This is a genomic window from Flavobacterium cupreum (genome assembly GCF_003996965.1).
Classification (GTDB): Bacteria; Bacteroidota; Bacteroidia; order Flavobacteriales; family Flavobacteriaceae; genus Flavobacterium; species Flavobacterium cupreum.
This window is the reverse complement of the sequence record NZ_QWDM01000012.1, coordinates 133,310-155,671: the sequence shown is the minus strand read 5'-3', so window position 1 is coordinate 155,671 and position 22,362 is coordinate 133,310. Positions and strand designations below refer to the sequence as shown.

Sequence of the window (22,362 nt, the reverse complement as noted above, 5' to 3'; positions counted from 1 at the left end):
TTGCTAACTTTTGATAAAACAATCTTATGAAACCTATTCAATCTTTATTTCTTTTGGTTTTCACGTTATTAAGCATTACTTCTGTTTCTGCTCAATACGGAAACGGATACAATAACGGCTACGGTGGCGGGGGTTATGGCGGAGGTGGTTACGGAAGAGGCGGCGGAATGGGAATGGACAGAAGTATGGCGCAGGCAGGACCTCAAAGCCAAAGTAAGCCTAAAGAAATTCCTGCTGAAGAAACTGCAGCTAAATTTGTAGAGCAAATGAAACCCGTTGTAAATCTTGATGAACTTCAGGCTATCGCCATCACGAATGTATTTGCTGACAGTATGAGAGAACAAGGTATCTTATTGAAAAACGAAAGCAGCAGTCAGGATGTAAAAATGGAGCAATTGAAAGCTTTACAAGAAAGTACTACTAAGAAAATAACGGCTTTTCTTAATCCTGATCAGATAGAAAAATACACCAGTTTTATGGCTAACTTTAAAGAAATCAAAAAGTCGAAGTCCAAAAAGAAAAAAGAATCTAAAGAAAGTAAGGAAATAAAAGAAGACACAGAAACAGGAAAAGTTCAAGAATAATCCTCTTAACTTAATTCCAGAATGTAATTAATTATGATAAAAAAACATTTATACTATCTCCTCTTAGCAATTATTATTACCTCCTGCTCCACAAATCCTTATAAGAGCACTGAAAAAGTATACGATAAGCAACTTAAAACTTTAGAAAATCAAATCACCACTAAAGAGGCCCAGCCGATACCTTCGGTTAGTCCTGTAGTTATTGATACTACTTATGCCCAGCAGTTAGGGATTGTGAAAGATACTTTGTCTAAAACGGGATCGACTATTTTATTGAATGGAATCAATACAGAATGGATCGGTACTGTTAATTTCAATTTAAGAAAACCAAGTTTTATCATTATTCACCATACTGCACAGGATTCTGTTCAGCAAACAATCAACACTTTTACAAAAACGAAAACACAGGTGAGTGCTCATTATGTTATTTCTGAAAACGGAAAAGTAGTTCAGATGCTTAATGATTACCTTAGGGCATGGCATGCCGGAGCATCTACCTGGGGAAAGAATACCGATCTTAACTCAAGTTCTATTGGTATTGAATTGGATAATAATGGTTTTAAACCTTTTACAGAAGCACAAATCAGTAGTCTTGTGGCTCTTTTAACTAAATTGAAAAAAGATTACAACATACCAACTCAAAATATACTGGGTCATGCGGATATTGCTCCGGGAAGAAAACAAGATCCGAGCGCTTTATTTCCGTGGAAGACATTGGCCGAAAAAGGATTCGGAATCTGGCCGGATGAAATTCTGGAAGAAGCTCCTTTTGATTTTAAAATAGAACAGGGTTTGCGCATTATTGGTTACAATACCAAAAATCTATCAGCAGCAATAATGGCTTTTAAGCTCCATTATATTCAAACTGATACTACCGCAACCTTAGACAGAAAAACAATAGATACCATCTACTCTATTTACAAAAAACAATTGCAGTAGTATTTTTGACTTATACAAGATACCGCATTTCTATATTTAGGGAATGCGGTTTTTTTTTGCTTTTTGGCTGGATGTTGAATTTTAGAGGCAAGATTTTAGATGTAAGATGTTGGATGCAAGATGCAAAATGTTGGATTTAAGATACAGGATGTTAGTGTTGGTGTGGGCTTTTATATTAGATTTTGGGAGTTGGTAATGATTGTCGATTAGGTAGTAGCTTTTTGACAAATCTTAAGGGAGCTTTATTCGCTTAAAGTAATAAGCCAATACGTAACAGAATTATCACTAAAAATAATTTAAAATTAAAAAAGCTGCCAAAACATTAGTATGTTTCGACAGCTCCAAAAAAAAAAAAAAATATCAATCTTTATCTCTTAGAAAGAGTATGTTGTAGCAATTAGTCCAAAAAACGATCCGCCTGTTGGCAATGCATCTTTGTCTAAAAATATATCTTCGGATGCAGCGTCATATCTTAACTCCGGAATTATCGTTAGTTTTCCAACTTTATAGTTTAATGAAAGTGTGTTAGCAAATACACTTGAACCATTAAGTGCTCCCAAATTCAGAGCATCTTTAGCATCAAAATATTCAACTCTGTATGCCAGGCTTAAAGACTCTTTAAAGGCATAATTAGCATATCCTACTACTGAAAACCACTCTCCGTCTAAATTACTATCTACATCATTTGTTACTTTAGCATAAGTAGCATTCAATCCAAGTCCAAAACTATCACTAATTGTTTTTGAAGCAACAAAATCAATTTGTGTCTTGTTTTCGTCTGTCGGAGGAATTATACTACCCGGAATAGGATTCGTACTTCCTGATGTGAAATTCAAATAGGCACTTCCCGTTTCAGCAACGTATCCTAACTGTCCCACATAGGTTTTTTGAGTTGATCCTGCATCCATCGCTGATTTAAAATCAGTAGGATTTGTAATCCCGAACATGGCCGTGAATTTACCGGCTGTATATTGTGCCTTTACCCCTGTATTAAAAAACGGCCCATATGAAAACGCATAAGACATACTGTAGTTTTTATTGCTTACCGCATCCAGCAATTCGTACCCGATATGAGTTCCAAAACTACCCGCTACTACTTTAAATTTATCTGTAATATCATAAGTAAAAAATAATTGTTTTATGATGAACTTAGTATTCTCTTCATTATATGAAAACTCTTCTGCCCTGTTTCCGAAACCTAAATCTACAAAAACGGAAGCCTTTCCGAATTTATGCCCTGCCTGAATGGAAGCCATTCCCAGTTCGAATGAATCCTGTGAGTTGGTAAAGCTCGTTAATCCATTCATTTGTTTAGAAAAATCATATTTATAGTAAGCGTCTGCCGATCCTCCCCAAGTTGTTGCCGGTGAAACTGAAGCTTCAGTATCATCCTGGGCAAAAGCAAAAGAACTTGTTAACATCGCGGCTAAAATGTGAAATACTTTTTTCATGTTTTAATTGGTTTTTAGTTATTAATTGATTCTGGTTAGTTAATCTTTTATATATCTATTTAATAGTATAAGTCATTTCTAAAACCTCTTATTCGCCAACAAAACATCCTCATTTTCATTAGCGAATTTATTAACTTTTGTGAGAGTAAAAGAACAGCTGCCTCTTTTTTTGATGTTTTAAGGAAAGAATTACGGATTACAAAAATTACTTTAACAATAATCGTGATATGACATTAATACCGAATTATTTTTGAAAATTTAATAACCAATTTTTACCATCAAATTCAAAAAAACAAGGGTTTCAACGTAAAAAACAATTTTAAAACAGCCTAAAACAAGCTAAAAACGTCAATAAAAAAATTATACCCCTAAAAAAATAGGGGGTGATGTAAAATAAAAACTAAAAAATGATATTCAATAAAAAATTAATATAACAAATAAAGCCTGTTAAGTTAGATAATCTAAATTCCTACAAAAATAATCATCAATAAACACTTTTTTGTCTTACTTAATACCTCTCGCAGACAGATCGTATTTCCATTAAAGACAAAAAAAAGACGCACTACTGTGCGTCTGTATCATTAAGCTTTAAAATCTATTTGAATTGAAGAATTGGTTTGACCCTGCTAATAAATCGATATAAAAAAAAGACAGGGTTTCTATTTAAACCAAATAATCTGGCATTTTAAGTTACCTATTGTATTTTCTTAGATATTCACGAGCCTTACTACCGGATTCTTTTAAATCTTCCATTTTCCACTTCCCTTCTGATTTTGCAGATTTTTTCAAAATGGAGCAGGTTTCATCTTTATCAGATACGGACCAGGTAATCCAGCTTAACTTTCGTGCTTCCATCCAGTCTATGTACTCCTGCCAGGACTTAAGATTTAAAGGGCCATCACCCGTAGCTTCCATCCCGGCAGATTCTGATATAAAAACAGGCAGACCTTTATTTATTGCTGCATCTGTTCTGTCTCTTAACTCCTTTCCATGAGTTGCGGCATAAAAGTGCATCGTATACATTATATTGGTAACCCCTAAAATAGGATCGGCAGCGGCAAGGTCAACATCCTGATCCCAATGGGGCGAACCCACCAAAATAATATTGTTCGGATCATTTTCCCGTATGACCTTAATTACTTCTTCGGAATAAGCTTTGACCTCAGCCCAGCTTTCATAGTCTGGTTCGTTAAAGATTTCATAGATAATGTTGGGATATTTCGAATACTTTTTGGATATCTCCGCAAAAAAGACTTTAGCTTCTTCTAAGTTGATATTGTGGCTGTGCCAGTCGACAATTACATATATATCCGCTTTTATGGCTCCTTTAATAACCGCTTCAATTTTATCTTTTGAAAATTGCGGTTCTTTCCTATAGGCCATCTCCCCTAATTCAACACCCATGGCGGCACGAACAACATTACAATTAAAGTCTTTTCGCAGCCATTTAACCGCCTTTTCGTTATAAAACCTTGGCCACATACTATGCCAGCCAAAACTCATTCCTCTTAAAACAACTGGGGCCTTATATTGATCTACCAATTGAGTTCCGACAACACTCAGCTGTCCATGAGTTTTAACCTGAGCATTTGAAAAAGAAAACAGTAATACTAAAACAATACTAAATAATCTATTCTTAACATTCATAACTATCGTCGTTTACGGGATTAATCTCAAGGTAACGGAATCATGAGAAGCAAGATCTGCCACAAAATTCTTTTTTGTAGAACCTGTTTCTTTATTTTTCCACAAATCTATTAGCTTAAAAACGGTTTTACTGAAATCAGCTTCATAACCAAAATCCGCATCTTTAATGGTATGTTTTTTCCAGTCAAAATTGACTTTTTTAGCGACATCACTTCTGTTTAGAAATGTAACTGCCCAATTCCCGTCTGATAAAGGTTTTACCCATACTTCCAGTCCGTCTTCTACCCCATATTTAAAACCCTGGATTCCCAATTTATCCTGATTTACTGCGATTAGCTCTTTATTGGTAAGGATTGCCAGTGTTTCTTTAGACATTTTCCTGAAATCATTTCCGGCCACAAGCGGCGAAGACATCATGCACCACATGGCGAAATGGGATTTATCTTCTGTATCGTTCATTTCGTTTCCGACTTCCATCATGTCAAAATCATTCCAGTGATCGGGTCCTGAATATTTACGAATATCTTTGCGCATTTCCACAATTTTCATAAATCCCCACGACGACCAATTCTCCGGATGTTTGAACTCACAATCGAAACACGGGTAAATGTCTCCGGAAATCCTCCAGAGATTCCCAACCGGTTTTCCCCATTCCCACGGCTGATTGTCGCCCCATTCACAAAGACTGAAAACCATAGGTCTTCCGGCCGTTTTTATGGCATTGCTCATGGTAGTGTAGGCTTCTTTGGCGGTAATTCCCTGCGTGTTACACCAATCGTACTTCAGGAAATCAATTCCTAATCTGGCATAAAACCGGGCATCCTGATATTCGTAACCGCGTGTTCCCGGATAACCGGCACAGGTTTGCGTTCCGGCACAATTGTACAGACCAAATTTCAATCCTTTGCTGTGTACATAATCAATTACTGCTTTCATTCCGTTTGGAAATTTAACCGGATCAGGAATTAAATCCCCGTTCGCATCACGTTCCCTGGTCATCCAGCCATCGTCGAGTACAATATAATTGTATCCGGCAGCTGCCATTCCTGATGAAACCATAATATCTGCCGTTTCTTTTACCAGTTTTTCATCGATGCTGGTTCCGAAAGTATTCCAGGAATTCCAGCCCATTGGAGGTGTCATCGCCAAACCTTCAAATTTGCCGCCCGCTTGTGTATGCGTATTCCCCTGACTAAAGCCTAAACAGGAAACGCCTAATGCAAGTATTAAAACTATATTTTTCATTATAAAAAATTCAAATTAATATTATAAAAAAGTATTCCCTAATGAGTGATTAGGGAATACTTCAAACAAACTCAAAATAAAACAAATGCCTTTTTACAAAAATCCAATATCATCAAGATATATGATTCCCGGCAATCCTGAATATTCTTTCATGAACAACGAATTTACGGTTGTTCCTAATTTTTCAGGGTGAAGATCTGATATCGGTATGGAGATATTATTCCATTCTCCTGCTTTGATATCAATTGCTTTTCCATCATCATCATTTGTACCTCCGATGGAGAATAAAACCCTTGTACTTACTGTAGCATATATAGACAGTTTCAGATATCCGTAATCGGCAACATTTACCGCATTATACTGCACATACAAACCACTCCAGCTATCGGTAGTACGCTTAATGGAATACGTTCCTCTGTTTACATTTTCGGTACTTTGGAAATTTTCGCTTCCGCCCCATTGCCATGTAGAAACCGGCGTTGGAGAACCGGAGAAATTATCACCGTATACTAAAAATTTAACTCCAATTGTTGCAATATTGGATGTACCATATTCCGTCTGCACTTTTACAAGGGCATAAGAACCAAAATCTGCCGGAACGGTTACTTCTATTTCTGTTTTTGATATTGATTTGAATACAGCCTCTGTATCGCCAAATTTGACACTTTTGACTTTTACAAAATGTGAACCCGTAATGGTAATTACATCGCCAGGTGAGGCAAATGACTGAGAAAGAGCGGAGACAACAGGTGAAGGCGGAGACAATGCTATCACATTATCTAAAACATTCACAAACCCGTTTGTTGCATAATAATCCAGACCCGTTGCCGGTTTATCCGAACCATTCACTTTTAAAACTCCGTTGGTCACATTTACGCTTAACAGGTACAAATCGGGATTGGCTGCATTCGCCAAAGTGGTCAATTCGCCCGTTTCCAGATAATCAGCAGTCACGCCGGTGAGTTTACCCACTCTTTTTTTAACTCCTTTTACCACATGGCTCAATACGATTTGCTTTAAATCATTAACCGGTACTAAAGTGATATCCGGATAACCCAATGAGTTTACGTATCCGTTTTTTACAAGATAGGCTTCCAGGATAGCATCAGCAGGAACAAAATAAGTAAAATCTTCAGTGGTGTTCAGGGTCGCTTCCAAACCTGCTAATTGAATTGCTTTATTAAAAAGTATCAAATTAGTGTTTGCCTTGATTAAGCCATAGGCCGTATTGTAATTTTGTTCTGCACCTCCAACGCCCGGTAAATCATTATCACAAGAAGAACCGAGGGCAACTAAAAAGGCACATACTGCTATTTGTTTTAGTTTATATAGTATTTTCATAAGTTTTCTTTTTTATATTTTTTTCGATGAAAAGAATTATAAAGAATCATTTCATCCTCCTAAATGATTCTTTTAAAAATTCTTACTATTTTAATATCAGACCTAAATCATCAATAAAAATCGTGTTTCCTCCTTCTTTGCCTCCAAATTCCTGAAATGTAATTTGTGTTAATACAGTTGGCCTATCTAACGTATTGAAAAGGATTTCAACATACGTCCAGTCAGATGAAAAATTAATAACCGGTTTTATTTTATCATTTCCGTTAATAAATACACCAACTGAACCTGAATTTTGTCCTTTAAGACTTATTCTGATTCCTTTATATTTAGAAATATCAAATTTTGAATTATCAATTCCAATATACAACCCGTTCCATTGGCCGGCTTTCCATGAAATGCTTTTTGAACCTTGCTTTGGATCTTTATCATAGGCAGTGTCATACGGATTTGTTGCATCCCACAAACCATCATAAGATCGTAGTGACGTATAAGCATCATCGTAAATAGCGCTTCCAAAAGTTTGTCCAGCCACAGTAGTTCCGGAAACATTGGTCACAGAGAGCTTTTTATACAATATATCTGCCGGTACTTTTACGGTAATTTCAGTTAAGGTTGAAGAAATAGGCTCAACGGCTGTAGTTCCGAAATTAACGATCGGTCTCAGGAAATACTCTCCTTTGATAGTAATGATATCTCCCGGATTTGGGTTAATCGGAAAACCTGAAATAGTTGGAGAAGGTGGTCTCACTTTTACCGTGTATTTCAATGTTCCGGTTTTGGTCACAATCCTCAATTCATCCATTTCATTAAAATACGGAGTATCCTGATCTACAGAAATCACAATAATATTATCTGTTACCAATGTCGGATTAAAAGAAGATTCTAGTCCATTGAAAGATATGGATTGCAAAGTGGCGAAACCTGAACCTCTAATAATATAGGTATTCCCTGCATTAATAACATCCGTTGGAACGTCTACCTGTCTGTCTCCTTCTACTAAAGGATCATCAATAACCGATTTACTAATTCCTGTTACCGCTAATTTCCCTGAGGAAGAATTACTGCCTTCATCGTTTGAGCAGGAAGTAAGGAATAAGATTGAAGCTAAAAAGCAAAACTTCAATAGCATTATTTTTTTTATATTTTTCATAATTGTTGCGCTTTAAAGTTTATTTAAAAACATAAGGTACCGGAGCCTCTTTTAACTTTGGATTTTTTCTGACATCATTTGCCGGTTTAGGAAAAACAAAATCTGTTTCTACCGGTGTGTAATGTTTTACGCCTTCATAATCAGAACCTCTGTCCTGTTTCGAAATGATATCAATCGCTTCTGCTCTTGGCAATCTTCCGAGGTCATACCAGAATTCTCCCTCAAAAGCAAATTCAACTCTTCTTTCCTGAAACAATGCTTTTTTGGTTAATGGCGTATTGACATTCAATTCACTTAAACCTGCTCTTTTCCTGATTTTATTAAAAGATGCTTTTGCATTCGGATCACTTGTTTCGTTCGCACCCGCCAATATTGCTTCAGCATGAATTAACAAAACATCGGCATAACGCATGATATAGTTACAATTACTCATAGAAGCCCAATTATCTGCTGGCCCTGTCTCTCCCGTAGCCTCACCTACCACATATTTTTTTACAGCCGCTCCGGTTGCATCCAATACGTTTGGATATTTTGTTTTATCTAATGTAAAGCCAACGACACCGTCTGCTTGTAATCCAGGATATGTATCTCCATAGATCATATACGATTCTTTTCTTCGTAAATCCCCCACTTCAAAAGCTTCCTGAATATCGTTAGACGGAACATATACTGCTCCGTAAGATGCATTATTTAAAATTTCTAAACCATACTGAACATTAGAAGGGTTTCCGGCCTGATACTCATTGACCGCTCCGGACCATTGCCAGGAATAAATAGATTCTTCGTTATTATTTTTACTGGTCAGAAACAAATCTCCATAGTTCGGTAAAAGTCCAAATTCTCCTGAATTAATTACTTTTTCTGCCATGGCTCTGGCGTTGGTATAATCTTTTTGATACAGGTATATTTTTGCCAAAAATGATTCTGCAGTTCCCTGTGATACAAATACATTTGTGGTACTTGAACCTCTTAACCTTACTTTTGGTTTCAGGTTTGCTGCGGCATATTTCAGATCGTTTTCAATAAACTTATACACATCTTCAATTCTGTTGTTATTTACCATCGGATTTTTTGCCAATGCTAAATTATCTTCAATAATAGGCACAGGGCCAAATAAACGTACCAGGTAGAAATAAGAAACTGCCCTGAAAAAGTGTGCCTCTGCGATTGTATTTTTAATCACATCTGGACTCACACCTGCTTTTGCATTGGTATTCAGGTTATTGATCAGATCATTTGATTGGGCAACGATACCAAAGCAAGATCTCCACGGATCAGACAAAATGAAACTGTCCGATGTCAATTTAAACTGGATTACCTCATTTCCATCCACATTTGACCAGCAGTTTCCGGAAGACATTTCGGAAAGCGCGAAAAAACATTTTGTAAAAAACGGAGCCCACATTCTTCCATACATTCCATAAGTAGTACGTTGTACCTGCTCATCTGATGTATAAAAATTATCACTTACATATCCGTCCTGTGTAGGTCGGTCTAAATAATCCTCACTACATGAAGCAGATAAAGCCAGCAAAGCCACTACCGCTAAGCTTTTAAAATTTATTTTATATATTTTCATAATAGTTTTAATTAAAATTCAACATTCATTCCAAACGTAATGGTACGGTTGGTAGGATAACGCCCTGAATCAATTCCGCTCAATAAAGCATTCTGATTATAGTCTCCAATTTCAGGATCATAACCCGTGTATTTGGTGAAAGTGTACAAATTCTGAACACTTGCATAAAATCTTAGTTTACTTAATTTGGTTTTAGAAAGAATATCCGATGGCAGATTATAAGCAAAAGTCACCTGTGAAATTCTCAAAAACGAACCATCTTCTACATAACGATCTGATATGGCGATATTAGGATGTCCGTCTCCGCCGTCAGGTCTTGGATATTTTGCGTTCGGATTATCAGGCGTCCAGAAATCAGCAGCTTCTGCCAGTTGATTTTCGTAAAGACGCTGGTTTTTTGTGGCCGCTCTTCTGGTTAAGTTCATTACTTTACCTCCCTGAGAACCCTGAAGGAAAACAGTAAGATCCAGATTTTTATATTTGAATGTATTGTTCAGACCATACGTAAAATCAGGCATTGGATTCCCTATGTAAGTCAAATCTTTTTCATCAATTAACCCATCTTTATTCTGATCTACGTATTCAACATCTCCCAAAACACTTTTTGTAGCTTTGTTACCTGTAAAAGGGATTGGAGCATTGGCCAGTTGTTCGTTTGTACGTATAATGCCAACACTTTGATAGCCGTAAAACTGACCTATCGGCTGACCCACTTCACTTTTAGTAACTGTTTTGGTCGTATACCCGTTCACCTGAACTTCTTTTATTAAATCAAAATTTTCGGCTAAACTTAATAGTTTGTTGTTATTCTTAGAGAAAATAGCCGTCACGTCCCATGAAAAATTTGGACTAAATTTATTTGAATATTTTAATGTAGCTTCTATACCCTGGTTTCTCATACTTCCCAGGTTTACTGTCGGAGCAGCCAGACCACCCTGATACTGCTCTAAACCGGTAACATACGTTGGCAATGGCAATACAAATAAAAATCCTGAAGATTGTTTTCTGTAAACGTCTACACTCGCATTCAGTTTTGATTTAAACAAACTGAAATCAAGTCCTAAGTTGGTATCTTCTGCAGTCTGCCAGGTCAGTCCCGGATTTGCAATATTACCGGCAGTAAAGAAATTACCCAAAGCCGATTTGATGGTTTGTATGTTAGAAAGATACAATCCTCCGCCCACAACCTGATTTCCTGTTTCTCCGTAACCCACTCTGAATTTAATATTGTCTACGTAGTCTTTAGTGTTTTCCATGAACTTCTCATTAGAAAGGTTCCAGGCACCTGAAATGGCAGGAAAGTATCCCCATCTTTTATCTTTGGCAAAATTAGAACTACCATCAGCTCTTATGGTACCCTGAATGCTGTATCTGTTATCAAAACTATAATTAAAAGTCCCGAAAAAAGAGTACAGGGCATTGCTTCCTTTATATTCACTTGCTACTAATGTATTCTGATCACCCAGATTGATCGAATGAACATCATTACTTAACAATCCGCTCACAGACTGGCTATTTCCAAACCAGGTTGCATCTGTTGCTTCCTGAGCCCCAATGAAATTAAAACTGTGTTTTCCTGTAGAAAATCTGTACGTCAACATATTTTTAATATTCAACTGATACCAGGTATTGGCCCTTTCCTGAAGCTGGTTTACTTTATTAACAGCAGCTCCCCAAACATAAGTCGGCTGAAAGGCTTCAAAATTCTGAAGCGAAGTATTCGCTCCCAATTCGAAACGGTATTCTAATCCTTTTGCTAATTTAAAAGTGGAATAAAAATTCCCCTGGAAATTCTTTTGTACTAAATAATTGGTATTCATCAAAGTACTTGCCACCGGGTTAATCCACGCACCCTGCGAACCATCCTTAGGAGGTCCTGCATAACTGCCATCTAAATTTCTAACCGCAACATCGGGAGTAGACAATATAGTAGTACCTATAATACCATCACTATATCCTTCAATGGTAATGTTCTGATTGGTGATCCCTGCTGTCAGGTTAACCCCCATTGTCAGCCAGTCTTTTACTTTTGATTCAAAATTAGTTTTGAAAGTATATCTTTTGAAATCAGATCCGATAACCACACCATCCTGATTCAGGTAAGATCCGGAAACATAATAATTCGTGCTGTCATTTGCTCCTGAAAAAGACAATTGGTGGCTTGTCATTAAGGCTGTTCTGTATATTTCGTCCTGCCAGTTGGTTCCGTTACCCAAAACAGAAGGCACGGCAAATTCATCACGCGGTGCCACACCATAATATTGTGCCAATGCATTTTGTTGTGTAGCATACTGGCTTAAATTCATTGTTTTAAGCAGTCGGGTTACATCCTGTACCGAAAATGCGGTATCGTACGTTATTCTTCCGGCGCCTTTTTTACCTCTTTTAGTCGTAATAATAACTACTCCGTTAGAAGCTCTTGAACCGTAAATAGCGGTAGAGGCCGCATCTTTTAAGATATCCATCGTTTCAATATCATTCGGGTTCAGAAATGCCAGCGGGCTATTGGTCACACTACCTGTATTCGTTCCGATGTATCCACTCACAATCGTTCCTCCAGTAGCCTGACTTGTTGCATCACCCGAAATTGGAATACCGTCTACTATATATAAAGGTTCGTTGCTGCCTCCCAAAGAAGCATTTCCACGAATTTTTACCGAAACACTTCCTCCCGGCTTTCCGGAATTATTAGTCACGACAACCCCTGCAGCTCTTCCCTGCAGCATCTGCTCTATCGTAACTTGCTGGGAATCCTTAAAATCTTTTGATGAAACAGAAGAAACTGCCCCTGTAATATCTTTTCTCTTCTGGCTTCTGTATCCGACATTTACCAATACTTCGCGCAAATCTTCAGCGTTAAGTCTCAGGACGACGTTAACAGGCCCGCCATTTTTTACATTAATGGTCTGAGTAACATATCCAATAAATGAAACTGAAATGCTGGAGTTAGCGGGAGCATCAATAACGTACTTTCCATCAAAATCTGTTGACGTTGTTTTTTTTGTACTCACTACCGTAATATTTGCTCCGGGAATAGAAAGTCCCTTATCATCAGACACGACTCCTGCAACTTTTACCTGAGCAGTAATACAATTACTCGTCAGCAACAAAAATAAAATCAAAGGAACCGCTATGTGGTTAGCATTCCAATGAATGAAATTAGTCATTAGTTTTTTCATAATAATGTTTGGTTAGTTTAAATTAGTATTGTTATAATTAAGCAATAAAGAGTTGGTTATTATTTTCTTAAATTATTTAACAAATCTATAACAGAAGGAAACATTAAATCGATAGTATTATATCATTTAATGATAATATTTTTACTATACGCATTTAAAAAAACACATATAAAAATAATTTTACCTAAAAATTACATTATTCGCAATCAGTATGCGCTATCCGAAGACAAATTATAAATTAAAATTAATGAATCGTTTAAAATGCAAACGATTTCGTTAAAAATAATATTTGTTTGTGCAAAAAAAGTATCACTATAAAATACGCTTTAGTCCAGAAAAATCTTCCCTATACTGACTAGGCGTACAATTTTTAGTAGCTTTAAAACTACGATTGAAGTTCGCAATATTATTAAAGCCGGATTTAAAAGCAACCTCAGAAACGCTCATATCCTTTTCTACCAGCCAGCGGGCCGCATATCCGATACGGATATCATTTATATAATTGACAAAAGTTTTGCCTGTGCGTTTTTTTATAAACCGATTAAAGGAGATAATCGACATGCTGGCGACATTGGCAACATCTTCCAGTGTAATCTTTTCTGCAAAATGTTTCTGCACATATTCGTAAACCAGCTTCATTTTATCATAGTCGTCAAACGTATCGTAATCTACGGTATAAGTAGAAAGCAATCGCTGATTCCTGGAGTTCGCCAGATCATACAATAAAGAGGTGATTTCCAAAAAGTAGTCCATTCCGTCTAATTTAGAAAGCCTTACCAATCTTGGCGTCAATTCTTCGGCTACTTTTTTGGAAAAAAGAATGCCATGAATGGAACGATTGAACATATCGCGAATCGGATTCATAATACGTCTTGAAAGCAACGATTCATGAAAAAGGTCGTTATGAAACTGAATTGTAATTTCATGAATTTTTTTACTCGTACATTTATTCAGTTCCCAGCCGTGATATAAATTGGGGCCGATTAAAACCAATTCCACATTGTCAATTTCTTCTATATTATCTCCTACAACACGCTTTACTCCTTTTCCGTTTAAGATAAAATTGATCTCAAATTCCGGATGATAATGCACCGGAAAGTCAAAACTGTCTTTCACTCTGTCAAAAACTAAAAAACTGTCTCCGGCCGAAAGCGGCGCAATTTCTCTGTAAAAATTCTTGGAACTACTCATCTTAAATTGGTTTTTAGAAGTGGTATTTGATTTTTTTTATTTGCAATAATATGATATATAATTGATAAAATAATATTAATTATGCGCTAAACATCCGTTTATCTTTGAAAAATGGAATTATCATTTTTTCAAAAAGACTATTAATAATAAACATTAATCATTTTTAATAGAATATCTTTTTAAAGTTTTAATAATTTTAACCGACAAAGCCTATTGGATTATCGATTGAAAAAACAAGCAGTCCGAAGTCGGGTATCAAATCAGGATTTGAAACCTATTACATTGAAAAACAAACTTATTCGTAATGAAAAAAAATATTTTAATGTTCATAACCTCAGTATTCATAGGAACTTCCTGTTCTTCGCAGCGTATTGGGACTAATACTAATTTGTCACTTTCAGATAATAAAGCAACACCTGAGACTGTTTCACTATATAAAAAACTGAATCAACTGACTCAAAAAGGTTTCCTGTTTGGCCATCAGGATGATCTGGCATATGGTGTAAACTGGAAATATGAAAACGGACGCAGCGATGTAAAAGACGTTACAGGTGATTATCCTGCCGTATACGGATGGGACATTGCCGGCTTAGAAAAAGACGACACGAATAATATAGACGGGGTTCCTTTTGCCAAAATGAAACAATACATCCAGGACGCTAATCAAAGAGGCGGAATCTCAACAATAAGCTGGCATTTTGACAATCCTGCTACCGGAAAAAATGCCTGGGACAACACGCCAAACTCATTAAAGACCATTTTGCCCGGCGGCGAAAACCATCAAAAATTCACTTCCTGGTTAGACAAAGCCGCAGCTTTCTTCCTGTCCTTAAAAGACAATAAAGGAAAAAACATTCCGATTCTTTTCAGACCCTATCATGAGCTTACCGGCGGATGGTTTTGGTGGGGAAAAGGCAATTGTACCGCGGAAGAATTTAAAGCTGCCTGGAAATTTACTTTCGAATACCTGCAGAAAAAAGGGGTCCATAATTTAATTTACAGCTACAACACCGGCAGTTTTGACTCTAAAGAAGACTTTTTGTCCCATTATCCGGGCGACAATTATGTCGACATGCTGAGTTTCGATGCCTATCAGAACAATGATGATAAGGAAGGGAAAAAGTTTATTGAAGGCGTTCAAAAACAACTTAAAATCCTAAATGAAATCGGCTTAGAGAAACACAAACCAATTGCACTGGCAGAAGCAGGATACGAAGCCATTCCCGATGCCAATTGGTGGACCGGAACTTTACTAAAAGCCATTGGAGACTATAAAATTTCTTATGTTTTACTCTGGAGAAACCACGGATGGCAGGAGAAAGAACAGAAAATGCATTATTACGCACCCTTCTCAGGACAGCTAAGCGAAAAAGATTTTGTTGATTTTTACAAGCTCGACAAAACATTATTCGAAAAAGACATTAAAAATTGAGAATTAAAAAGCTGCGCGATCTGCGTGCAAAAAAAATCAACACACAGAAAGAAAACAACTAACTAAATATAAACCACAACAATTAAAAAATACCTGATGTACGACAAAATTAGTTTAAAAGAAAAAGTAGGTTACGGTCTTGGAGATGCTGCATCTTCAATGTTCTGGAAAATCTTCAGCATGTACCTTTTATTTTTCTACACCGATGTTTTCGGATTGGCACCAGCTGTTGTCGGAACGATGTTTCTGATTACGCGAATCTGGGATTCCTGTTTTGATCCTATTGTTGGAATCATTGCTGACCGGACGAAAAGCAAATGGGGAAAATTCAGGCCTTATCTGTTATGGGTGGCCGTGCCTTTTGCAGTGATCGGAGTACTAACTTTTTACACCCCTGATTTTGACGAAAAAGGAAAAATCATTTATGCCTATGTTACCTACTCGGCCATGATGATGATTTATTCTTTAATCAATGTCCCGTATGCATCCCTTTTGGGTGTCATGTCGTCTGACCGAAAAGAAAGAACAACACTTTCCTCCTACCGTATGGTTTTTGCCTTTGGAGGAAGCCTTTTGGCACTTTGGCTGATTGAGCCATTGGTAAATTATTTCGGTGGAAGCCTGAACTCCAAATCGGGATGGCTCGCTACCATTTCAGTATTTGGCGTGATTACCACTGCTTTTTTCTGGGGTTGCTTTTTCTTCACTAAAGAAAGGGTAAAACCTATTGCTGACGAAAAAAACGATTTAAAGGAAGACTTAAAAGATTTACTAAAAAATAAACCCTGGTGGATTTTACTGGGAGCCGGAATTGGTGCCTTAGTATTCAATTCCATCCGTGACGGAGCCGCAGTGTATTACTTCAAATATTATGTGAGCAGCAGTGTGAATTTCGACTTTTCATTGTTTGGAACTGATTTTCACATGACGCCAACCTCCATTTATTTGGTTTTAGGCCAGGCAGCCAATATCATCGGAGTGATCATTGCGACTCCTATTGCAAACAGAATAGGCAAAAAGAAAACCTTTTTTGGCGCCATGGCTTTGGCAGCGCTTCTGAGTCTGATTTTCTATTTCTTCGGAAAAGAAGATATTTTCCTGATCATGGGCTTTCAGGTGCTGATCAGTATTTGTGCAGGCTGTATTTTCCCTTTAATCTGGTCCATGTATGCGGACAGCGCCGATTATTCGGAATGGAAACAAGGACGCAGGGCGACCGGACTGGTTTTTTCCGCTTCCTCCATGTCACAAAAATTCGGATGGACGATTGGCGGTGCGGGAACAGGATGGCTTTTGGGCTATTATGGTTTTCAGGCCAATATAGAGCAAACTGCAGTGACCCAAAACGGAATACAGTTAATGTTAAGCATACTTCCTGCAATCGCAGCAATTATATCAGTAGTTTTTATTTTGTTTTATCCTTTATCCGAAGAAAAATTACAAACCATAGAACTGGATTTAAACGAAAAAAGAGACCAGACCCTTTAAAATCAACACAGATACAGAAATCGATTATTATGACAACAATAGCCACTTCAACTACATTTCAGGATAGAAAAGTAGCATTAGAAAAAGAACATACCACACTGATTGAGCAAAAAAATGCGCCTCAGGACACTATCGGAAACGGTATATACCAACGCTACAAGAATCCTGTAGTTACAGCAGCGCACGTTCCATTAAACTGGCGTTTTGACCTCAACGAAGAAACCAATCCTTTCCTGCAGGAACGAATCGGAATTAATGCCGCCTTTAATGCAGGTGCCATCAAATGGAACGGAAAATACCTGCTTGCCGTGCGCGTAGAAGGAATCGACAGAAAGTCTTTTTTCGCGATAGCGGAAAGTCCAAACGGAGTGGATCATTTTAAGTTTTGGGAAAAACCATGTGTGATTCCGCAAACTGAAGAACCGGACACCAACGTTTACGATATGCGTCTGATTCACCATGAAGACGGTTGGGTGTACGGTATCTTCTGTACCGAAAGAAAAGACCCAAAAGCACCAAAAGGGGATACCAGTTCGGCGGTAGCCAATGCCGGAATCGTTCGTTCGAAAGATTTGGTAAACTGGGAAAGGTTACCGGATTTAATTTCGAATACAGGCCAGCAGCGCAATGTGGTTTTACATCCTGAATTTGTAAATGGGAAGTATGCTTTATACACCCGTCCGCAAGATGGTTTTATTGATGTTGGAAATGGCGGCGGAATTGGTTTGGGCTACATCGACGACATGACCAATCCGGTTGTAAAAGACGAAAAAATCATCTTCGGAAAAAAATACCATACGATCTATGAATTAAAAAATGGCGCCGGCCCTGCTCCTATCAAAACTGAAAAAGGATGGCTGCATCTGGCACACGGCGTTCGAAATACCGCTGCAGGTTTACGTTATACCTTATACATGTTTATGACCGATTTGCACGATATTACCAAAGTCACCCATGTGCCTGCCGGACATTTTATGGGACCTGAGGGGATCGAAAGAGTGGGCGATGTATCAAATGTATTATTTACCAACGGCTGGATCGAAGACACGGACGGAACTGTTTTTATCTATTACGCTTCCTCAGACACGAGAATGCATGTGGCCGTTTCATCGGTAGAAAAATTAATTGATTACGTAATGAATACGCCTGAAGATACTTTTATTTCGGCAGGTTCCGTAAGCACCATCATCAGTCAAATTGATAAAAATAACGCCATATAATAGATCGTGTCAGTACAACTAAAGCAACTCAAAACCGAATTAGCAACAGAGCTTGAAAACATTTTAAGCTATTGGTCCAAAAACGCGATCGATTCCCAAAATGATGGATTTGTCGGACAGATCGACCATTCCGAAAACAGAATTGAAAATGCTGAAAAAGGTGCCGTGTTAAATGCCCGAATCTTATGGTCCTTTTCTTCAGGTTATCAGGTTACGAAAAAGGAAGCGCATAAAAAAATAGCACAAAGAGCTTTTGAGTACGTGTCGAATCATTTGTACGATACCGAATTTGGTGGTCTGTTCTGGAGCATCCATGCTGATAAAACACCAAAAGACACTAAAAACCAAATTTATGCTTTAGCTTTTGCTATTTACGGATTATCGGAATATTATGTTATTTCCAAAGACGAAAAAGCGTTAGAAATCGCCATTAATCTATACAAAAAAATTCAGAAGCACAGTTACGATCGGGTAAACAGAGGATATTTGGAAGCTTTCACAAGAGACTGGCAGCCAATTGAAGATCTGCGCCTGAGCGACAAGGATGCCAACGAAAAGAAAACGATGAACACGCATTTGCACATCGTAGAAGCCTATGCCAATCTCTTTAAAGTCTGGAAAGACAAAACGCTTCAAAACGATATTATTGAACTTTTACAAACCATAGAAAAACATTTCATCAATACCGAAACAGGTCATTTACGTTTGTTTTTCGATGAAAACTGGATCGAAAAACCAGACGTCATCTCCTATGGTCATGATATCGAAGCGGCCTGGCTTTTATTGCAGTGTGCCGAAATTTCAGAAGATCAGACGCTTATTACTAATTATAAAAAACATGCCGTTCAAATGGCAGAAGTGACCAAAGAAGGACTGGATTCCGATGGCGGTTTATGGTATGAATTTGACGCTGAAAAGAACGAACTCGTTGCCGAAAAGCATTGGTGGATTCAGGCCGAAGCCTTAATTGGCTTTTACAACGCTTACCAGCTTACCGGAGATGAAAATTATTTGAACATCGTTTTCAAAAACTGGGATTTTATTAAAAACCACATTCTGGATGCTGAAAACGGAGAATGGTTTTGGGGAATTTACCGCGACTATTCTTTGATAGAAAAGGATAAGGCGGGTTTCTGGAAATGCCCGTATCACAATAGCCGCGCCTGTTTAGAACTTATTCACAGAATAAAAAACTAACCTAACTAACCCAACCCATGAAAACCACTTTTCTCAAAACAGCATTTATAAGTTTATCGATGCTGACAGTCAGCAGCTGTTCGTCTGATAACGAAAACACCAGCGATGAAGTCATCATTGATCCGCCAACACAAAGTGATCCTTTAACGACCAAAAACGTTACCGGTTATATCGTTGACGCCAATGCGACCAAAGAAACTGTGGCTTTATTTTATAATTTAAAGAAACTCGCCAAAACCAAAACCGCTATAGGTCAGCAAGATGCTTTTAACAGCTTCTATCTGGATGCCGGCGGAGATTCCGATATTAAAAAAAGTACCGGTTTCGATCCTGCGGTTTTAGGCTCCGATTTTATGTTTATTACGGACAAAAACAACAACAATCAGTCTGGCAACTGGTTTTTCCAACAGGAACAAAAAATAATAAATGATACCAAAGCTGCTTACGCCAAAGGCATGATCAATACTTTTTGCTGGCACCTGAGAGAACCCAACAAAGAGGAATCATTTTACGTGTCCGACATGACAACGGAACAAAAAACTACCGCCTTCAAAAGTATTTTGCCGGGTGGGGCCAATCACGAATGGTACAAGAAAAAACTCGATAAAATAGCCAGTGTGGTTTCGAACCTGAAAGCGGCTAATGGCGAATTGATTCCGATTATCTTCAGGCCTTTTCATGAATTTGACGGAAGCTGGTTCTGGTGGGGAGCAAGTTTTTGCACTCCGGAAGAATACAAAAAGGGCTATCAGTTTACGGTTGATTATCTAAAAAACACCAAAGGCGTCCACAATATCCTCTACGCCTTTTCTCCCGACAACTCGTATACCACGGAAAGCAATTATCTAAGCCGCTATCCGGGTGATAAATACGTTGACATTTTGGGAATGGATAATTATGGTGACTTCGATAATAAAGGACAATCGGGAGCGAACACAGCCAATTCTAAATTAAAAATAGTATCCGATTTAGCCAAAACCAAAGTAAAAATTGCTGCGTTGACCGAGACCGGTTATCGCGTTACGGAATCGATTGTCCCGGTAAAAGACTGGTTTTCTGTTTATTTGTACGGCGCACTGACATCCAATACTATTGAAGTGAGTTATGTACTTTTTTGGAACAATAATAAAGACGGTTATTATGTGCCAAATGGTTCTGTTTCGAATTCGGGAGATTTTAATACTTTTAGTAAAAAAACAAAATCAGCATTGGTGAATTCTTTGCCTAAAATGTACGAGTTACCAAAATAAAAAATAAGTATACTCCGTGTCATTTCGACGAAGGAGAAATCAAATGCGCTGAATCCGTAAAGTACGTCGCTCTCCCTATGTGATTTCTCCTTCGTCGAAATGACAAAAAATGAGTGAAATAGCTCCTAAAAAAATAAATTATGAAAAATAATTTCCTCAAAATAATGAGTTTCGCTTTAATTCTTTCGACACTAGCCTGCCAGGCACAAGAAAGAATTACCGTAAAAGGAACTCAATTTTACAAAGGCAACAAACCTTACTCCTATATCGGAACCAATTATTGGTACGGCAGTCTGCTGGCTTCCAAAAAAATCGGAGACCGAAAAAGATTGCTGCGTGAACTTGACTTACTAAAGAAAGAAGGAATTGATAACCTGCGGATTTTAGTGGGTGCAGACGGTGGAAAATATGATTTCACCGTTCGTCCGGCTCTACAATACGAACAGGGAAAATATGATGAAGATTTGCTTGACGGTCTGGATTTTCTGCTTCATGAAATGAAGAAACGCAGGATGTACGCGGTTTTGTATTTAACGAATAACTGGGAATGGTCGGGCGGAATGTCGCAGTATTTAGAATGGAATGGAAAAGGCCCGATTCCGGTTCCCAATATCGCCCCGAATACCTGGCCGCAATTTATGTCCTACACGGAACAATTTCACAGTTGTGCTCCTTGTATGGAAGGCCTGAACAATCATGTGAAGTTTATCATAGGAAGAACAAATAAATATTCGAAAAAGAAATATACCGAGGACAACACGATTATGGCATGGCAGGTTGGAAATGAACCACGTACCTTTACACCGGAAAACGAAGCCAAATTTACCGTCTGGCTGAATAACATTGTCGATTTAATTGACAGTTTAGATCAAAACCATTTGATTTCTACCGGCTCTGAAGGTTTAAACAGTTCAAATGACAGCATGGAAATTTTTGAAAGAACACATCAAAATCCGCATATTGATTATCTGACCATGCACATCTGGCCCAAAAACTGGGGCTGGTTTAAAGCAGATAATGCCGAAAAAACGCTGCCGTCAACACTTGAAAATGCCGGAATTTATATCGACAAACATGTAAAAGTAGCCAACGACCTGAAACGTCCTATTATTATTGAGGAATTTGGTTTGCCCAGGGAAAACGAAAGTCTGTTAAGCACTTCTTCCGTTGCCAACAGAGATGTTTTTTACAATTATATTTTTGGTCGCGTGGCTGAAAGTGTGGCGAACAACGGCTCGCTGCAGGCTGCCAACTTCTGGGGATTTGGCGGTGAAGGAAAAGCGGTTACAGCCGATGGGAAATGGAATCCCGGAGATCCTCTGACAACAGATCCCCCACAGGAACCACAAGGACTGAATTCCGTTTTTTCGACCGATCAATCAACTTTGGAGATTGTGAAAAAATATAATTTAAAATTTAAAAATTTTTAAACCATCTAAGTAATGTAAGGCCATATAAGCGAAGCTTTT

General features: G+C 37.8%; 16 protein-coding genes. 8 read left to right on the top strand and 8 right to left on the bottom strand.

What is annotated here, in order from left to right:
* Positions 1-26 precede the first annotated feature (26 nt).
* Complete coding sequence (locus D0817_RS17955; protein ID WP_127339742.1) at positions 27-584, top strand: hypothetical protein; 558 nt, start codon at positions 27-29, stop codon at positions 582-584.
* A 33-nt stretch (positions 585-617) separates the two neighbouring features.
* Positions 618-1,523: an N-acetylmuramoyl-L-alanine amidase gene (locus D0817_RS17950; protein WP_127339741.1), complete on the top strand. Its 906-nt coding sequence runs from the start codon at positions 618-620 to the stop codon at positions 1,521-1,523.
* A gap of 374 nt (positions 1,524-1,897) precedes the next feature.
* Here the strand turns inward: D0817_RS17950 and D0817_RS17945 are convergent, their stop codons facing one another.
* The 8 genes from D0817_RS17945 to D0817_RS17910 form a co-directional block, all read right to left on the bottom strand.
* The gene (locus D0817_RS17945; RefSeq protein WP_127339740.1) at positions 1,898-2,974 is read right to left on the bottom strand and encodes an outer membrane beta-barrel protein; all 1,077 of its coding nucleotides are present in this window, start codon (positions 2,972-2,974) and stop codon (positions 1,898-1,900) included.
* 690 nt (positions 2,975-3,664) lie between these two features.
* Positions 3,665-4,621: a glycoside hydrolase family 5 protein gene (locus D0817_RS17940; protein WP_127339739.1), complete on the bottom strand. Its 957-nt coding sequence runs from the start codon at positions 4,619-4,621 to the stop codon at positions 3,665-3,667.
* A gap of 12 nt (positions 4,622-4,633) precedes the next feature.
* A complete protein-coding gene (locus D0817_RS17935) occupies positions 4,634-5,866 on the bottom strand; it encodes a glycoside hydrolase family 27 protein (RefSeq protein ID WP_127339738.1) in 1,233 nt (410 codons plus the stop codon).
* A gap of 93 nt (positions 5,867-5,959) precedes the next feature.
* Positions 5,960-7,207 carry a fasciclin domain-containing protein gene (locus D0817_RS17930; RefSeq protein WP_127339737.1) on the bottom strand — a complete coding sequence of 416 codons (1,248 nt, stop codon included), beginning with the start codon at positions 7,205-7,207 and terminating at the stop codon, positions 5,960-5,962.
* Positions 7,208-7,292: 85 nt separating this feature from the next.
* Complete coding sequence (locus D0817_RS17925; RefSeq protein WP_127339736.1) at positions 7,293-8,357, bottom strand: IPT/TIG domain-containing protein; 1,065 nt, start codon at positions 8,355-8,357, stop codon at positions 7,293-7,295.
* A 19-nt stretch (positions 8,358-8,376) separates the two neighbouring features.
* The gene (locus D0817_RS17920; RefSeq protein ID WP_127339735.1) at positions 8,377-9,936 is read right to left on the bottom strand and encodes a RagB/SusD family nutrient uptake outer membrane protein; all 1,560 of its coding nucleotides are present in this window, start codon (positions 9,934-9,936) and stop codon (positions 8,377-8,379) included.
* A gap of 11 nt (positions 9,937-9,947) precedes the next feature.
* Positions 9,948-13,115, bottom strand: a complete 3,168-nt coding sequence (locus D0817_RS17915; RefSeq protein WP_127339734.1) for a SusC/RagA family TonB-linked outer membrane protein — start codon at positions 13,113-13,115, stop codon at positions 9,948-9,950.
* A 312-nt stretch (positions 13,116-13,427) separates the two neighbouring features.
* Positions 13,428-14,306, bottom strand: a complete 879-nt coding sequence (locus D0817_RS17910; RefSeq protein ID WP_127339733.1) for an AraC family transcriptional regulator — start codon at positions 14,304-14,306, stop codon at positions 13,428-13,430.
* Positions 14,307-14,610: 304 nt separating this feature from the next.
* Here D0817_RS17910 and D0817_RS17905 point away from each other — a divergent pair, with 304 nt between their 5' ends.
* From D0817_RS17905 to D0817_RS17880, 6 genes are all read left to right on the top strand, one after another.
* On the top strand, positions 14,611-15,738 hold the full coding sequence (locus D0817_RS17905) for a glycoside hydrolase family 26 protein (RefSeq protein ID WP_238160904.1): 1,128 nt from the start codon (positions 14,611-14,613) through the stop codon (positions 15,736-15,738).
* Positions 15,739-15,834: 96 nt separating this feature from the next.
* A complete protein-coding gene (locus D0817_RS17900) occupies positions 15,835-17,226 on the top strand; it encodes an MFS transporter (RefSeq protein ID WP_127339732.1) in 1,392 nt (463 codons plus the stop codon).
* Positions 17,227-17,255: 29 nt separating this feature from the next.
* Positions 17,256-18,446: a glycoside hydrolase family 130 protein gene (locus D0817_RS17895; protein WP_127339731.1), complete on the top strand. Its 1,191-nt coding sequence runs from the start codon at positions 17,256-17,258 to the stop codon at positions 18,444-18,446.
* Positions 18,447-18,452: 6 nt separating this feature from the next.
* Positions 18,453-19,643, top strand: coding sequence for an AGE family epimerase/isomerase (locus D0817_RS17890; RefSeq protein WP_127339730.1), 1,191 nt, complete (start codon positions 18,453-18,455; stop codon positions 19,641-19,643).
* A 17-nt stretch (positions 19,644-19,660) separates the two neighbouring features.
* Complete coding sequence (locus D0817_RS17885; protein ID WP_127339729.1) at positions 19,661-20,893, top strand: glycoside hydrolase family 26 protein; 1,233 nt, start codon at positions 19,661-19,663, stop codon at positions 20,891-20,893.
* 140 nt (positions 20,894-21,033) lie between these two features.
* On the top strand, positions 21,034-22,323 hold the full coding sequence (locus D0817_RS17880) for a glycoside hydrolase 5 family protein (RefSeq protein WP_127339728.1): 1,290 nt from the start codon (positions 21,034-21,036) through the stop codon (positions 22,321-22,323).
* Positions 22,324-22,362: the final 39 nt, after the last annotated feature.

Excerpts from the sequence above, each read along its gene's own strand:
- D0817_RS17950 (WP_127339741.1), top strand. The coding sequence starts at position 618 with ATGATAAAAAAACATTTATACTATCTCCTCTTAGCAATTATTATTACC.
- D0817_RS17925 (WP_127339736.1), bottom strand. The coding sequence starts at position 8,357 with ATGAAAAATATAAAAAAAATAATGCTATTGAAGTTTTGCTTTTTAGCT.
- D0817_RS17930 (WP_127339737.1), bottom strand. The coding sequence starts at position 7,207 with ATGAAAATACTATATAAACTAAAACAAATAGCAGTATGTGCCTTTTTA.
- D0817_RS17915 (WP_127339734.1), bottom strand. The coding sequence starts at position 13,115 with ATGAAAAAACTAATGACTAATTTCATTCATTGGAATGCTAACCACATA.
- D0817_RS17945 (WP_127339740.1), bottom strand. The coding sequence starts at position 2,974 with ATGAAAAAAGTATTTCACATTTTAGCCGCGATGTTAACAAGTTCTTTT.
- D0817_RS17920 (WP_127339735.1), bottom strand. The coding sequence starts at position 9,936 with ATGAAAATATATAAAATAAATTTTAAAAGCTTAGCGGTAGTGGCTTTG.
- D0817_RS17885 (WP_127339729.1), top strand. The coding sequence starts at position 19,661 with ATGAAAACCACTTTTCTCAAAACAGCATTTATAAGTTTATCGATGCTG.
- D0817_RS17955 (WP_127339742.1), top strand. The coding sequence starts at position 27 with ATGAAACCTATTCAATCTTTATTTCTTTTGGTTTTCACGTTATTAAGC.
- D0817_RS17935 (WP_127339738.1), bottom strand. The coding sequence starts at position 5,866 with ATGAAAAATATAGTTTTAATACTTGCATTAGGCGTTTCCTGTTTAGGC.
- D0817_RS17900 (WP_127339732.1), top strand. The coding sequence starts at position 15,835 with ATGTACGACAAAATTAGTTTAAAAGAAAAAGTAGGTTACGGTCTTGGA.
- D0817_RS17880 (WP_127339728.1), top strand. The coding sequence starts at position 21,034 with ATGAAAAATAATTTCCTCAAAATAATGAGTTTCGCTTTAATTCTTTCG.
- D0817_RS17910 (WP_127339733.1), bottom strand. The coding sequence starts at position 14,306 with ATGAGTAGTTCCAAGAATTTTTACAGAGAAATTGCGCCGCTTTCGGCC.
- D0817_RS17940 (WP_127339739.1), bottom strand. The coding sequence starts at position 4,621 with ATGAATGTTAAGAATAGATTATTTAGTATTGTTTTAGTATTACTGTTT.
- D0817_RS17895 (WP_127339731.1), top strand. The coding sequence starts at position 17,256 with ATGACAACAATAGCCACTTCAACTACATTTCAGGATAGAAAAGTAGCA.
- D0817_RS17905 (WP_238160904.1), top strand. The coding sequence starts at position 14,611 with ATGAAAAAAAATATTTTAATGTTCATAACCTCAGTATTCATAGGAACT.